Raw genomic sequence first — 13,595 nt, 5'->3', positions numbered from 1 at the left:
ATATCCTTTCAGTTTTATTATTGGGTTGCGGTAATTTCAGTTGTATTTTCTGAGTTCTTCTTATTTCCTTCAGGATTTTTTAGATCAGCCAGATAATCTTCTTTTGGCTTTGCATAAATTCCTGCTTCCATATCAATCACTTGTGGCGCTTGAAGTTGCTTCGCAATACTTGGATAGTAAGGAACCTTCTCGGTAATTTGACTGAGAGAAACACGTACTTGATTACCATCTGACATATCTAAAGCGATAAAGTCTTTGGTTGCTTTAGTCGGTGTTTTTGTAACCGTCGTAATCAAACCACGTATTTCAGGCTTCAATTTCATATAGGCTGTAATAAACTTTTCGACTTCTTCATCGGAAAAGTTTTTTAGTATCGGAAGGCTCGAAAGTTTATCCTTAGCTATTTCTTGATTCTTGAGGATATGACCACTTTCTAACACTTGGTAAGTTTTACCCTTTTGTTCTACATAAGCAACTTTTTCGAACTCCGTGACTTTAGCCTCGATATTATTAGGAAAACTTACGTGCAAGTTGACAGATTTGACACGTGGAAATTGTTGAACAATACTGTTCTCAATAGCTCTTTTATTTCTGAGCACACCATAAATCCTATCCGTTGGCTTCAAACGTGAAGCCTGTACGATAGATTCAAAAGACTCATTTTTATTACCTGAAACCGTAAATGTCCCAATTTTGCTTATCGGGGACACCGCGTAAATCGAAGTTAAAAACAATAAGATTGCCAAGAATAAGACGGGCCACATCTTTTTGAACACTTCGAAACTTCCTTCAAAAAAAGAAGGTTCCGGTTCTTGTTCTTCAAAATCCTCAACAAAATCATCTGAGTATCCTTGCTCAGACTCTTCTGCTTCTACAAAAGATTCTTGTTGCTCGATTTCTTCCTGAACTTCAGGAGAATCTGCTTCACTATCTTCTTTTTTCTTAAAAAACTTCCGTTTTTTGGGTTCTTCAGACTTCTCTTGATTTTCATCTGCTTTGCGGCGCTGATATTCAAGATGTTTCTTTTGCCAAGGCGTAAGGTTTTCTTCACTCATTATTTTTTAATTTCTTTCACAAGTTGATATAGTCGATCGCTAGCATCAGGTACTCCTGCTTTTTCACTGGCTATAGACATAGCTTGGTAAAGCTCTTCGTCAGAAAAGATTTCAGAAATGCTGGCAAGCATTATATCTGCTGTAAGATCGACATCTTTAATCATCTTAGCAGCACCGATATCTACAAGAGCTTGAGCATTCTTTGTTTGGTGGTCTGCTGTGACATTTGGACTAGGTACAAAAATCGTTGGCAAACCAAGTGCAGTAATTTCAGCAATCGTTGTCGCACCTGCTCGACATAATATTAAATCTGATGACGCAAGAACTTCGAGCATATTTGAAATATATGGACGAATCGCTATATTTGCAGCATCAGCATATTTTTCAAACTCTTCATGATCTTCATCAAAGTAGATTTGTCCTGAGGCATAGACGATTTGGTAATCCGCTTCTGCAAACTTTGGTAGAGCAGCTTTTACCGCCTCATTAATTGTTTGAGCGCCTCGTGACCCTCCAAAAATAACTACCGTTTTCTTACTTTTTTGAAGTTGATATTCTGTTTCCAGAATATCGGTAGCTTTTAAAGTTGCAACTTCCTGAGCACGTGGATTACCAGCAAAAACTGTTTTGGATTCTGGGAAGAAGGGCTTGGCTGCTTCAAAGGCGACCGCAACTTTGTCCACATATTTACTCAAGAATTTATTTGTAATTCCTGGAATTGAATTTTGTTCATGAACGATAGTCGGCACATTGAGCTTAGCTGCTGCGTAAAGTACCGGTCCAGCCACATAGCCTCCTGTTCCAATAACCACATCAGGTTTAAAATCCTTAACAATTTTCTTCGCATCTGATGTAGATTTCAGGAACTTGTAGATTGTCTTAAAGTTATTTAAAGAAAGGCTACGACGAAAACCTTGTACATCCACAGTTTTAAAGGGCACGCCTGCGGCAGGCACAATCTTACTCTCCAAGCCGCGTTCTGTACCTACATAGAGGATCTCCGAGTCTGGCTCTATAGTTTTCAGATGCTTTATAAAGGCCAGCGCAGGATAGATATGACCTCCCGTTCCGCCTCCAGTTACAATAATTTTCATACTATTTCCATTCACCTTTCAATTCTTCGAAAGCTTTAATAAACATATCCCCACGTTCTTCAAAGGTCTTGTACTGATCCCAGCTGGCACAAGCAGGACTAAGTAAAATAGTGTCCCCCTCTTCCGTCTTATTAAAGATTGCTTTAAGAGCTGTTGCGACATTTTCACTGTGGAGTGTTGGAATCTGCAAGCGATCTGCAAGCTCTTGCAGCTTTGGTGCAGTCTCCCCAAAAAGAACCATACCTTTAATCCCTGTTACAGAATCCGCGAGGTCTTCAAAACCATTGCCACGGTCTAGTCCGCCAGCTAAGAGCCATAAGCGACTGTTTTCAAAACCTGACAAAGCTTTTTCTGTTGCCAGTATATTTGTGGCTTTGCTATCATTGTAGACTTTACGTCCTGCAAGTTCACCAAGATACTGCAAGCGATGTTTCACACCTGAAAAGCTTGTCAGCACTTCAATAATTGCATGATTTTTAGCACCCGAAAGCTTGGCAACAGCTATTGCTGCCAGAGCATTCTCTAAATTATGTTCCCCAGGCAAAGCTAGGTCAGCTGCATCCATGATGAATTCATCTCGGAAATAAAGTTTACCTTCCAGCGCATAAGCGCCATCAACTTTATTTTCAGTTGCAAATGGCACAACTTGAGCTGCTGTGTGCTCTGCTAGAGCACGACATTTTTCCTGATTAAAGTTGAGAATGAGGTATTGCTCGGAAGTTAAGTTTTCTTGAATCCGCCATTTGGCAGCTTCATAAGCTTCTTGAGAGCCATGGTAATCTAAATGCGATGAAAAGATATTGGTAATGAGAGCGATTTGAGGCTTGAAGTCTACAATTCCCATCAGTTGAAAACTTGAGAGTTCCATTACCAAAGTATCTTGAGCACTCGCATGGGCAGCTACTTCAGAAGCGGGAAAACCAATATTTCCTGCTAATTTTGCAGACTGACCATCCGCATTTAAAATATCTGCTATCAGCGTTGTTGTTGTTGTCTTACCATTGGTTCCAGTAATCCCAATAATTGGAGCTTCCGAAACAAGATAAGCAAGTTCAACTTCCGTAACAACTGGAATCTTTTTCTCCAATGCTTTCTTTATCATTGGGTTATCATAACGAATACCTGGATTTTTTACCATAAAATCAAAATCTTCGTCTAAAAGTTCAAGGGGATGGCTACCACAGATAACTTCAATGCCTTCTTCCAAGAGGGCTTGCGCGGCAGGGTTTTCTTCAAAAGCCTTTCCGTCATTTACAGTTACGTGTGCACCTAGAGTATGAAGCAAGCGGGCTGCAGCTTCTCCTGATTTTGCTAATCCGAGGATGAGTACTTTTTTTTCTTCAAAAGTTTTGATTTTTTTCATTGTTCCTATTCTTTCTACTTCCCTCTATTTTACCGCTATTTACCTATTTTTTCAATATAGAGTTTGTATTTGAAAGTTTTACTGTGAAAATAAGAGGTCTTTTGCAAAGAAAAAAAGAGCATAAGCTTGCTCTTTTTATTTAAGCTTTCAAGAAGCGTGAAAGGAAAGCTCGCGTCCGCTCTTCTTTCGGAGCTCCGAAGATTTCCGCTGGTCGTCCTTCTTCAGCAATAACCCCTTTATCCATGAAAATTACACGATCACTTACATCACGCGCGAATTCCATTTCATGTGTAACGATAACCATTGTTAAGCCTGTTTCAGCCAGTCCTTTCATTGTCTGTAAGACTTCGCCTACCATTTCAGGATCAAGCGCTGAAGTCGGCTCGTCAAATAATATCACATCTGGATTCATAGAAATCGCACGAGCAATCGCCACACGTTGTTTTTGTCCGCCGGAGAGTTGTGCAGGTTTGGCATTAGCAAAGCTTGCCATGCCCACTTTTTCCAGATTCTCGAGCGCAATAGTCCGAGCTTCTTCTTGGCTTTTTTTCAATACTGTAACTTGCCCAGCCATAACATTTTCGATAACATTCATATTGTTAAACAAGTTGAAGCTTTGGAAAACCATGCCCAGATGCGTGCGATATTTAGGAATATCGAAGCCTTTTGCTAAAACATTTTCACCTTTATAAATTATTTCCCCACCAGATGGCTTCTCCAATAAATTGATTGAACGAAGTAATGTCGATTTACCACTTCCAGATGAACCAATAATCGAAATAACTTCGCCTTGATTTACCGTTAAGTGAATGTCTTTTAACACTTCATTACTGCCAAATGATTTTTTTAAATGATTGATTTCTAAGATTGCTGTCATTTAAGCGTCCCCCGGTTCTTGTACTTGCATTTGATTTTGGATTGGGACGTAAGCGTCTGGTCCATCCATTTTTCTTTCTACAAAGCGTAGAATACGTGTTACTGTAAATGTTAAGACAAAGTAAATTGCACAGATGACAGCAAAGGTTTGGAAATACATAAAGTTTTGTTGCGCCACTGTTGTCCCTTGGAAAAAGAGCTCAGTTACTGAAATTACAGATAAGACTGATGTATCTTTGATATTAATGACAAATTCATTTCCTGTTGCTGGAAGAATATTTCGCAAGACTTGTGGTAAAACAACCTTGCGCATAGTTTGCCCATGCGTCATTCCGATAGCTTGCGCGGCTTCAAATTGCCCTTGATCCACAGAGAAAATACCGCCACGTACAATCTCCGACATATAAGCACCTGTATTGATGGACACAATAATTAGCGCAGCTAAGGTCCGATCCAAACTCAAGCCAAAAGCTAGAGCTGTTCCATAGTAAAGCACCATTGCTTGAACAATCATTGGTGTACCACGGAAAATTTCAATATAAGCTGAAATAAGCCAGCCAAATACTTTATGTAAAAAGGCTAAAAATTTATTACTAATTTCTGGAATAGTACGATAAACGCCAATAAGAAGACCTAAAACCGTACCAATAATCGTACCAATCAAAGAGATGAATAAGGTCATCCCTGTACCATTAAGAAACTGTTTGCCGTTATCTCTTACAATACTGATAATTTGATCATACCAAGCGCCTTGTATTTTAGCTTCTGGTTGAGCAGCAATCATTTCATCCATCAGTTCTTTTTGGTCTTGAGGTGTAAAACCTGTCAAAAAGCTATTAATTACAGGTAAGTTGGGATCATTTTTACGTAAACCTACTGCGACTGTTGTATCATCAGAGTTTGTGACAAAACCTTTTCCTTCGCCAAATTCAATCATTTTGAAGTCTGGATTTGCTTTCTCTGCTGTCACTCCTTCGGGACGTTCAGCTACATAACCATCGATGGCTCCACTTTGTAAAGCCACACGCATGCTTGAAAAATCTTTCATTGCTGTTTGCTTGTTAACACTTTCAATCTGGTCAATCATGTTATAGTGAAAAGTTCCCAGCTGAGCAGTGATTTTTGCACCAGAGAAGTCTGCTAAACTCGATGCTTGAGCAAAGGGACCGCCACTTTTGACCATCATTACAAGGTTAGATGTGTAATACGGTTCTGAAAAGGCGATTTGTTCTCTACGTTCCGCAGTTGGCGACATTCCTGCAATAATGCCATCGATTTTTCCGGATTTTAGAGCTGGCAGCAAGCCATCCCAACTTGATTTGACGATTACTAATTCTTTATTTAACTTATCAGCAAGTTTTTTTGCAACTTGTACATCGTAACCATTAGCCCATTGACCATCTACACCATCAATAGGGACAGCACCGTTGCTATCATCATATTGTGTCCAGTTAAAAGGGGCATATGCAGCTTCCATTCCGACACGGAACTGTTCTGCACTCACTTTTGAACTACCGATAAATAATACCGTAAACAACGTCGCGACAAGTAAGAATAAGTTTTTTCTTCTCATAATACTCTCTCTTTCATTTTTCCAAATAAAAAGCAACCTTTACACAGAGAGGTTGCTAAACGTTGTACGTGATTCATATTATCAGTAAGTAACGAATAGCACTCCGCAAAACTGCGACAGTTCAGCAAGTATCCCTTGCTGCCCCAACAAACTCACTTGGACGAGTGAATTCGTTTCGGCAATGTCTCCTCCGTTTTACTTCAACGCTTGTCCAGCTCAGTAAAACATCCTATTCATTGCGACCTCTATCATTTTATTTGTATATTGTATTTTAAATCTTAACCTTTTTTTAAACGAATGTCAACAATTTTCTCGAATTATCAAAAAACTCAAGAAATAAGATTAAGATTAAAAGTCTAGCAAGTACTTTTAGATACTCAGTAGGCTTTTTATATTTATTTAATCTTAGGAATTTTTAAAGTAAATTTCGATCCTTCGCCTACAATGGAAGTCACACTGACATCCCCGTCATAGTTTTCCACTATGCGTTGGATAATAGACAGACCAAGACCTGTTCCACCTATATCTCGATTTCGTGCTTTATCGGCACGGAAAAAGCGCTCAAAGACATGTTTTAAATCTTCTTGACTAATGCCATAGCCACGATCCTCAACTGTCGTAATAATGTATTTGTCATCTTCTTCTAGATGGATTTTCACTTCTTGGCGATCTTTAGGCGAGTATTTTATCGCATTATCAATCAAAATTTTTAAGCCTTGTTCATAATGGTTGGGATAAATATGAGCCAAACTACCCGGCGTCAAGTAATTCTCAACAGTTAAATTTAAATCAGGATGAATAAGGAGAAAGTTTTTCTTAAGAAAATTAGAAACTTCTGTTGGATCACAGATCAGATCTTCATCTTGAAAATCAATGCTTTCAAGACGGGCCAATGCAAGCATCTCCTCTAACATCGTTCTCATCGTGCTAACTTCTTCTATACTGGCCTGTAAAGACTCCTCAAGCACTTCAGGATCATTTTTCCCCCATCGATTCAAGAGATTCAAATGACCATCTAAAACTGCAAGTGGCGTACGTAGCTCGTGACTGACATCAGAAACAAAACGTTTCTGCTGATCAACGTAATCGTTAAGCTTAATCATCATATCGTTATAAACAGTCGCCAGTTCTTCAATTTCATCGCCTGTTTGAATCACTACAGGTTTGAAATCCGCCTTCAAATTATTGGCACGTGTAGTAATCGCATCGTGCAAACGCTCTAGAGGCTTGATATAGCGACTTGCCATAAAATAACCGACAAACTGAGCAATAAAGAGAGCAATAATTTCTAAGATAATCAAGGCAATCAGCAGCTTTGTTCGCACGCTGTAATAATAACTCATATCATAGAAAGCCTGCACATAGCCAATCAGTTTCCCTGTTTTCTTAGAATGAACGGGTCGTTCAACCAAATAACCAGAATATTCACCAAATGTACGTACAGCATGAGTAGAATCCCCCACATCTTTCCTTAGCGGGAAACCATACGAATTGGTCGAATAAATCAAATTTTCACCGACATCAAAGACATAAAAAGACTTCCTAGAACCAATCATACTTCCAAGTGTTTCTAGCTCATTTTCTTTTCCCTGACTGGATGCTGTGTAGTCTTTGGCATAAGCCAAATAATTCGCAAGATTGTCCTCCGACAGTTTGCTTTCCGATTGGGACAAACTTTGCTCAACATTGTCCAGAGCTTTCATCATGTCCTCTTTTTCAGAATTGATGAAGGTTGTTATGGTCAGTTGATAAACTAATACTGTAAAAATAGTGAAGGTTATAAAACAAAAAATCGTATTTGCAAAGGCCCAACGTAGCATGATGCTTCGCTTACGCTCGGGCAGATTTTCTGCTTTTTTCTTCTTCGAATCAAAAAATTTTACCATGTCGCATTTTTCTATTTCTTTACATCGCCATAAAAGGAATAAATCTAGTGGCAAAACCACTAGAAATCTTCTTATATATTCCCTATATTATTTGCGGTCACGCATGACATATCCCATACCACGAACCGTTTGAATATAACTTTCGCGGCCTTCCACGTCAATTTTGTTACGCAAATAGCGGATATAAACGTCAACAACGTTTGTTTCTGTACCTTCTTCGTAACCCCATACTTCAGAAACCAAGTATTCGCGTGTTACGACATCACCCACATTTTGCATCAGGGTCAAAAGCAAATCGTATTCACGACGTGTAAGGTCAATAACTTTTTTTCCGCGATGTACAGTGCGGTTTGTTTTATCAATTACCAAATCACGGAATGAAGTATTGTCTGATTTTTCAATCGTGTGGATATGGTCTTCACGACGGAAGAGTGAACGGACACGCGCTAACAATTCTTCAATTGCGAATGGTTTTGTAATATAGTCATCCGCTCCAATATCAAGACCTGCTACACGGTCCATAGTTGAATCACGTGCAGTCATCATAATAATATGTGTATCTTTTTCACGGCGTAAGCGTCGTGCAACTTCAAAGCCATCCAGCTCTGGGAGCATTAAGTCGAGCAAAATCAAATCATAATCTTTTGACATTGCTTCTTCAAGACCTTTACGACCATTGTCTTGAACCGCAGTTTGATATCCTTCGTGTTCAAGCTCAAGTGAAACAAATCTCGCAATGTTTTTATCGTCTTCGATAATCAAAATACGTTTAGATGAATTCATAGTTTAGCCTCATTAATATCTTTTCTTTTTAATTTTATTTCCTCTATAATGAAATTATAATATAATTGTAATTTTGTTGCAAGTGTTTTATGAGATTTTTCTTAATTTTTTTCTTCGGAAAAGAAATCTGCCAATCCTGCAAAAGGTGATTTATTTTCTTTATCTGCTTCTTCTTCTTTTTGTTTCTGATAGTCTGCTTCAGACAAGACAGTCCAGTTCTTGCCAGAAGGTAAACTTGTGGCTCCAGCTTTCTCATCTTCTGCTAAAATTTGCAAGGGAATTTCTAAAAGAATATTATCAGCTACCGATTCTGATAGACTAATCCAATCTACTTCCAATGTAAATATTATGTCACTGTCCAGTAAATCTTCATTCTTTTTAAGAAACTCATCTGTGGTGAAGGCTTCATTCACAGCGATTGACATAAGATACTCTACTGGCTTCAAGCTCCGTGATGATGGTAAAGTCAAATCCACTTCAAGTGTATAATCCAAGTAATAGATGCCATCGTCATAGGCGATTTGTCCTTGAACATTTACAGGTTTTGCATCAAGGATTTCTTCTGAGCGTTGCTTAAGTTCTTGCGTTAAATCAAGCGCTTCTTCGAATTTAATTATTTTCTTTTTTGATACTTCTAAAATAGACCATTTCATATTTTATTTTTCCTTTATCTTTATAGTGAGTTTAAAAGAAGGCATATTCACGCATGCCTTTAATTTTATATGTGTATACTATCTGTTTCTATTATATGATATTTTTTTTAATTTTTATAGCCCAATGAACTAAAAGATGTTCAGAATTTGCTTACAGTTGGACTTGATTTACCATAGCAAATTAGAGCGATAATAAAAAAGCGCCGAAGCACTTTTTTATTTTCCATATTTCTTGTTGAAACGAGCGATACGTCCGTCCGCTGCTTGGAATTTTTGACGGCCAGTGTAGAATGGATGTGAGTCAGAAGAGATTTCCACACGAATCAATGGATAAGTGTTTCCGTCTTCCCATTCAACAGTTTCTTTCGAACCTTTAGTTGAACCGCTCAAGAATTTAAAACCAGTAGTTGTATCCAAGAACACAACAGGTTGGTAATTAGGATGGATGTCTTTTTTCATTTTGCAAAATTTCCTTTCTGCCTTGGACTGTTTGCCAGACCAAAGTTTGTTAGACCTTAATATTCTAACAGATTTGTTGCTGAAATTCAAGCTTTTTTGTTATTTAAAATACTATTTTTCTTTTTTCAAATAACCGAACATCAAACCAGAAACAAGAGCACCAATCAAAACAAAGAGAAGGTATAAAAGTGGGCCATTTGTTAGAGCTAAGACGAAGATACCCCCGTGTGGTGCCATCAATTTAAGACCTGCCGCACCAACGAGTCCACCTGCTAAGGCTGAACCAACAACAAATGAAGGAATAGCACGTGCTGGGTCAGCAGCACCAAATGGGATGGAACCTTCTGTAATAAATGAAAGTCCCATAACAATATTTGTTAAACCTGATTGACGTTCTTCTTTTGTAAATTTATTTTTGAAGAAGAGGACGGCAACTGTAGTTGCAAGAGGTGGAACCATACCACCAGCCATAACTGCTGCCATAACGACTGAGCCACCAGTAGCAACACTTGCGGCCAATGTTCCTGTACCGAAGATATAAGCAGCTTTGTTAATTGGTCCACCAAGGTCAACTGCCATCATACCACCAACGATAATACCAAGAACTAAAGCTGATGCTCCATTAAGGCTGTTCAAGAAGTTTGAAAGGCCTGTATTGATTGCTGCCATCGGAATATTGATGAAAAGCATGAGCAATCCTGTGATGAATGTCCCTAAAAGTGGGAAAATCAAGATTGCTTTAATCCCATCTAACGATTTAGGCAAGACAGTCAAGAGCTTACGCAAGAGGATAATGACACCACCAGCAATGAAACCACCAACTAAAGCGCCAAGGAAACCTGATGGAATCATTGTAGCCGGATCAAGTTTGCCAAAGGCAAGACCAGAGGCAGCCATTGAACCCGCAACGAAACCTGCAACTAAACCAGGTTTATCTGCAATTGAGTTGGCGATAAAACCAGCTAGGACTGGAAGCATGAAAGCAAAGGCTGCGCCCCCGATATTTTTAAAGTAAGCCGCAATCGGATGATAAGAACCAAGGTTGGCCAATTGATCTTTAGGAACACCCATTGATTGGTCTATCAAGAAGGCAAGAGCAATCAAGATACCACCACCAACAACGAATGGTAACATTGCAGATACACCACCCATAAGGTGTTTGTAGAATGCTTTACCAATACCGCCAGAGCTTTCTTCTTTTGCCTCATCAGCGGCATCAGCTTCAAATTTTGGTGCATTACCAGAAACTGCCTTATTAATGAGTTCTTCGGGTTGACGAATAGCGGCAGCGACAGGAACTTGCACCATCGGTTTCCCTGCAAAACGGTTCATTTCCACTTTCTTATCCGCTGCAACGATGATACCGTCAGCTTTTTGAATATCTTCAGCAGTCAGCTTGTGGTCAATCCCACGCGCCCCATTTGTTTCAACTTTAATAGCGATGCCCATTTCAGCAGCTTGTTTTTTAAGTGCTTCTTCAGCCATATAAGTATGTGCAATACCTGTCGTACATGCTGTTACGGCTAAAACATAATGCTCGCTATCAGTGACTTGCTCAATTTCTTCTGTATCTTCAGAGAAAAGCTCTAACACTTGACGCGGATATTTTGCTTCTTTTACTTTGTCTGTAAATCCAGCTTGCAAGAGGAACTTAGAAAGTTGTGCTAAAGCTTCCAAGTGTGTGTCATTTGCGCCTTCTGGTGCTGCAATCATGAAGAAAAGATTGACAGGTTGTCCGTCTAGGGCTGCATAATCCACACCTGCATTTGATTTTGCAAATAGGACAACAGCTTCATTGACAGCTTTATTCTTGCTGTGTGGCATGGCAATACCATCGCCCAAACCAGTTGAAGTTTGCGCTTCACGAGCCATAATTCCAGCTTTAAATGTATCAAAATCACTGACGTAACCTTCTGCGACTAACTTGTTTACCATTTCATCCACAGCAGCTTCTTTAGTCGTTGCTTGAAGGTCCAAAATCATGACTTCTGTTTTGAGTAAATCTTTGATTTCCATAATCATCCTCTTTTCTAATCTTCGTTTATTTTTTCGATTGTTACTTTTTCAAAGCATTCTTTTAAGAAGCTTTCACTCGGCATATCTTCTGAGAAGACCTTAGCTGTACCACAGGCAACACCTTGTTTAAAGGCAGCTAAAGTATCCTGACTGCGGCTCCACTCGGCCAGGAAACCTGCAACTGTTGAATCTCCTGCACCGATAGAGTTTTTCAACTCTCCTTTGATTGGAGCGGCAAAATAAGTTTCCTTACCTGTGAAGAGTAAAGCACCATCACCTGCCATAGAAATCATGACATTTTGTACTCCTTCTGCCAAAAGTTTTTGACCATAAGGGATAATATCTTCTTTGGATTTAAACTTAACAGAATAGATTTCTTCCAATTCTTCACGATTAGGTTTGATGACGAGTGGCTCATATTTCAATGTTTTCAGCAACTTTTGTCCGTCAACATCAATAGCAAACTGTGCGCCTCTGGCTTTTACTTTCTCAATCAAAACTTCATAGAAGTCTTCCCCTAAAGCTTTAGGGATAGTACCAGCAAAAACGACAATGTCATCACTTTGTAGATCGTCAAATTTACTTAGGAAGGCCTGAATTTCAGCATCTGATAAGTCTGGTCCAGCAGCATCAAAGGAGGTTTCCTCTTGCGCATTGACTTTGATTTTTGTATTAATGCGTGTTGTTCCTGCAATTGGAGTAAAATCGGACTGACTTCCGATATTTTCAAGATAATCTTGAATGAATTTCCCAGGGAAACCACCAAGAAAACCAAGAGCCGTATTTTCTACCTTTAAAAGGGACATCATGCGACTTTCAACAATTCCTTTACCACCAGGAAGCATACGCGTTTCTGTCGCTCGGTTGACTTGTCCAAGTTTAGCCTGATCAAAATCCATGAAATAATCTAATGCTGGATTTAGTGTTACTGTGTATATCATAATTTCTCCGTTATAAGTTTTATTTGGTCACTTTCTGCAAACTTAACAAAGCTTGTTTGACCGATTTTACTACTGTCCAGGAGGAGATAGCTTGTCCGGCTTTGACGAATGGCCTGTGACTTAATCGCTGCTTCTTCACTGTCCGGTGTCATAGCCCCCAGCTCTTCATCAAAAGCATTAGCTCCGATAAATGCAAGATTAAAACGGTAAGTACTAAGTTGAGCGATGGCCGAACTGCCAATGATGGCATCAGTTTGACGTTTCACTCGACCACCAAGCAAATAAACGATGAGGTTTTCACTGGTTAATTTTGGTAAATGGCTAATCGAATTAGTCACGATAGTGACACGCTTGCCCGACTGATTAAGCAAATGGCAAAGTGGCGCAACTGTAGTTCCAGCATCCAAGTAAATAATGTCGCCTTCTTTTATCTTTTCAAAAGCTATAGTTGCGATTTTTTCTTTTTCTTGAACGTTTTTGGAAGATTTCTCAAAGATAGATAACTCTTCTGAAAGATCTTGTTGGAGTTCTGCGCCTCCATGAACACGACGTAAGGCATTTTCTTCTTCAAGCTCATTGAGATCTCTCCTTAAAGTCGAGACAGAAGCTTGAGTTATTGTTGAAAGTTCTTCTAAAGTCGCTGTTCTTTGCTCTTTGAGCAAGCTCATTATTTTTTCCTTGCGTTCCGTCGCGAGCATATGACCCTCCTCCTGAATTCGTTTACATTTATATTATACACCATTTTCTTTCAAAGTCAATCAAAAACTTCCAAAAACTACAAAAAAAGAAAAAAAATTTATATAGATTTCCTTCATGTACTATCCTTATTTATATAGATTTCCTTCATGTACTATCCTTAAATAAAAAAAGAGCCAGGAATTACGCTTCCTTTGCTC

At 39.0% G+C, this 13,595-nt stretch carries 12 protein-coding genes and 1 riboswitch; all 12 genes read right to left on the bottom strand.

The window, feature by feature from the left end:
* Positions 1–17 precede the first annotated feature (17 nt).
* Complete coding sequence (locus tag J0J36_RS02210; protein ID WP_019292071.1) at positions 18–1,055, bottom strand: cell division protein FtsQ/DivIB; 1,038 nt, start codon at positions 1,053–1,055, stop codon at positions 18–20.
* A complete protein-coding gene (gene murG, locus J0J36_RS02205; RefSeq protein WP_153924564.1) occupies positions 1,055–2,149 on the bottom strand; it encodes an undecaprenyldiphospho-muramoylpentapeptide beta-N-acetylglucosaminyltransferase in 1,095 nt (364 codons plus the stop codon). Before murG ends, J0J36_RS02210 begins: the two co-directional genes overlap by 1 nt.
* A 1-nt stretch (position 2,150) precedes the next feature.
* Positions 2,151–3,512, bottom strand: coding sequence for a UDP-N-acetylmuramoyl-L-alanine--D-glutamate ligase (murD, locus tag J0J36_RS02200; RefSeq protein ID WP_019292073.1), 1,362 nt, complete (start codon positions 3,510–3,512; stop codon positions 2,151–2,153).
* A 139-nt stretch (positions 3,513–3,651) separates the two neighbouring features.
* A complete protein-coding gene (locus J0J36_RS02195) occupies positions 3,652–4,389 on the bottom strand; it encodes an amino acid ABC transporter ATP-binding protein (RefSeq protein ID WP_019292074.1) in 738 nt (245 codons plus the stop codon).
* Positions 4,390–5,961: an ABC transporter permease subunit gene (locus J0J36_RS02190; protein ID WP_019292075.1), complete on the bottom strand. Its 1,572-nt coding sequence runs from the start codon at positions 5,959–5,961 to the stop codon at positions 4,390–4,392.
* An 88-nt stretch (positions 5,962–6,049) separates the two neighbouring features.
* Positions 6,050–6,217, bottom strand: a riboswitch (Lysine riboswitch).
* 139 nt (positions 6,218–6,356) lie between these two features.
* The gene (locus tag J0J36_RS02185) at positions 6,357–7,847 is read right to left on the bottom strand and encodes a HAMP domain-containing histidine kinase (protein WP_019293246.1); all 1,491 of its coding nucleotides are present in this window, start codon (positions 7,845–7,847) and stop codon (positions 6,357–6,359) included.
* Positions 7,848–7,934: 87 nt separating this feature from the next.
* Positions 7,935–8,630 (bottom strand): response regulator transcription factor, encoded by a 696-nt coding sequence (locus J0J36_RS02180; protein ID WP_019292077.1) that lies wholly within the window; start codon positions 8,628–8,630, stop codon positions 7,935–7,937.
* Positions 8,631–8,731: 101 nt separating this feature from the next.
* The gene (locus J0J36_RS02175) at positions 8,732–9,283 is read right to left on the bottom strand and encodes a DUF177 domain-containing protein (protein WP_153924561.1); all 552 of its coding nucleotides are present in this window, start codon (positions 9,281–9,283) and stop codon (positions 8,732–8,734) included.
* Between the two features lie 216 nt (positions 9,284–9,499).
* Positions 9,500–9,742 (bottom strand): type B 50S ribosomal protein L31, encoded by a 243-nt coding sequence (locus J0J36_RS02170; protein WP_003135050.1) that lies wholly within the window; start codon positions 9,740–9,742, stop codon positions 9,500–9,502.
* A gap of 111 nt (positions 9,743–9,853) precedes the next feature.
* On the bottom strand, positions 9,854–11,758 hold the full coding sequence (locus J0J36_RS02165; RefSeq protein ID WP_019292079.1) for a fructose-specific PTS transporter subunit EIIC: 1,905 nt from the start codon (positions 11,756–11,758) through the stop codon (positions 9,854–9,856).
* A 14-nt stretch (positions 11,759–11,772) separates the two neighbouring features.
* Positions 11,773–12,699, bottom strand: a complete 927-nt coding sequence (gene pfkB / locus J0J36_RS02160; RefSeq protein ID WP_153924558.1) for a 1-phosphofructokinase — start codon at positions 12,697–12,699, stop codon at positions 11,773–11,775.
* Positions 12,696–13,397 (bottom strand): DeoR/GlpR family DNA-binding transcription regulator, encoded by a 702-nt coding sequence (locus J0J36_RS02155; protein WP_019292081.1) that lies wholly within the window; start codon positions 13,395–13,397, stop codon positions 12,696–12,698. The genes pfkB and J0J36_RS02155 overlap by 4 nt, the downstream gene beginning before the upstream one ends.
* Positions 13,398–13,595: the final 198 nt, after the last annotated feature.

It is taken from the genome of Lactococcus sp. LG1074 (assembly GCF_017309525.1).
Lineage (GTDB): Bacteria > Bacillota > Bacilli > Lactobacillales > Streptococcaceae > Lactococcus > Lactococcus petauri.
The sequence above is the reverse complement of the archived record's forward strand: the minus strand, read 5'-3'. Positions and strand labels throughout refer to the sequence as shown.

Coding starts and splice junctions, on each gene's coding strand:
- J0J36_RS02155 (WP_019292081.1), bottom strand. CDS start 13,397: ATGCTCGCGACGGAACGCAAGGAAAAAATAATGAGCTTGCTCAAAGAG.
- J0J36_RS02210 (WP_019292071.1), bottom strand. CDS start 1,055: ATGAGTGAAGAAAACCTTACGCCTTGGCAAAAGAAACATCTTGAATAT.
- J0J36_RS02165 (WP_019292079.1), bottom strand. CDS start 11,758: ATGGAAATCAAAGATTTACTCAAAACAGAAGTCATGATTTTGGACCTT.
- J0J36_RS02170 (WP_003135050.1), bottom strand. CDS start 9,742: ATGAAAAAAGACATCCATCCTAATTACCAACCTGTTGTGTTCTTGGAT.
- pfkB (WP_153924558.1), bottom strand. CDS start 12,699: ATGATATACACAGTAACACTAAATCCAGCATTAGATTATTTCATGGAT.
- J0J36_RS02195 (WP_019292074.1), bottom strand. CDS start 4,389: ATGACAGCAATCTTAGAAATCAATCATTTAAAAAAATCATTTGGCAGT.
- J0J36_RS02175 (WP_153924561.1), bottom strand. CDS start 9,283: ATGAAATGGTCTATTTTAGAAGTATCAAAAAAGAAAATAATTAAATTC.
- J0J36_RS02180 (WP_019292077.1), bottom strand. CDS start 8,630: ATGAATTCATCTAAACGTATTTTGATTATCGAAGACGATAAAAACATT.
- J0J36_RS02190 (WP_019292075.1), bottom strand. CDS start 5,961: ATGAGAAGAAAAAACTTATTCTTACTTGTCGCGACGTTGTTTACGGTA.
- murD (WP_019292073.1), bottom strand. CDS start 3,512: ATGAAAAAAATCAAAACTTTTGAAGAAAAAAAAGTACTCATCCTCGGA.
- murG (WP_153924564.1), bottom strand. CDS start 2,149: ATGAAAATTATTGTAACTGGAGGCGGAACGGGAGGTCATATCTATCCT.
- J0J36_RS02185 (WP_019293246.1), bottom strand. CDS start 7,847: ATGGTAAAATTTTTTGATTCGAAGAAGAAAAAAGCAGAAAATCTGCCC.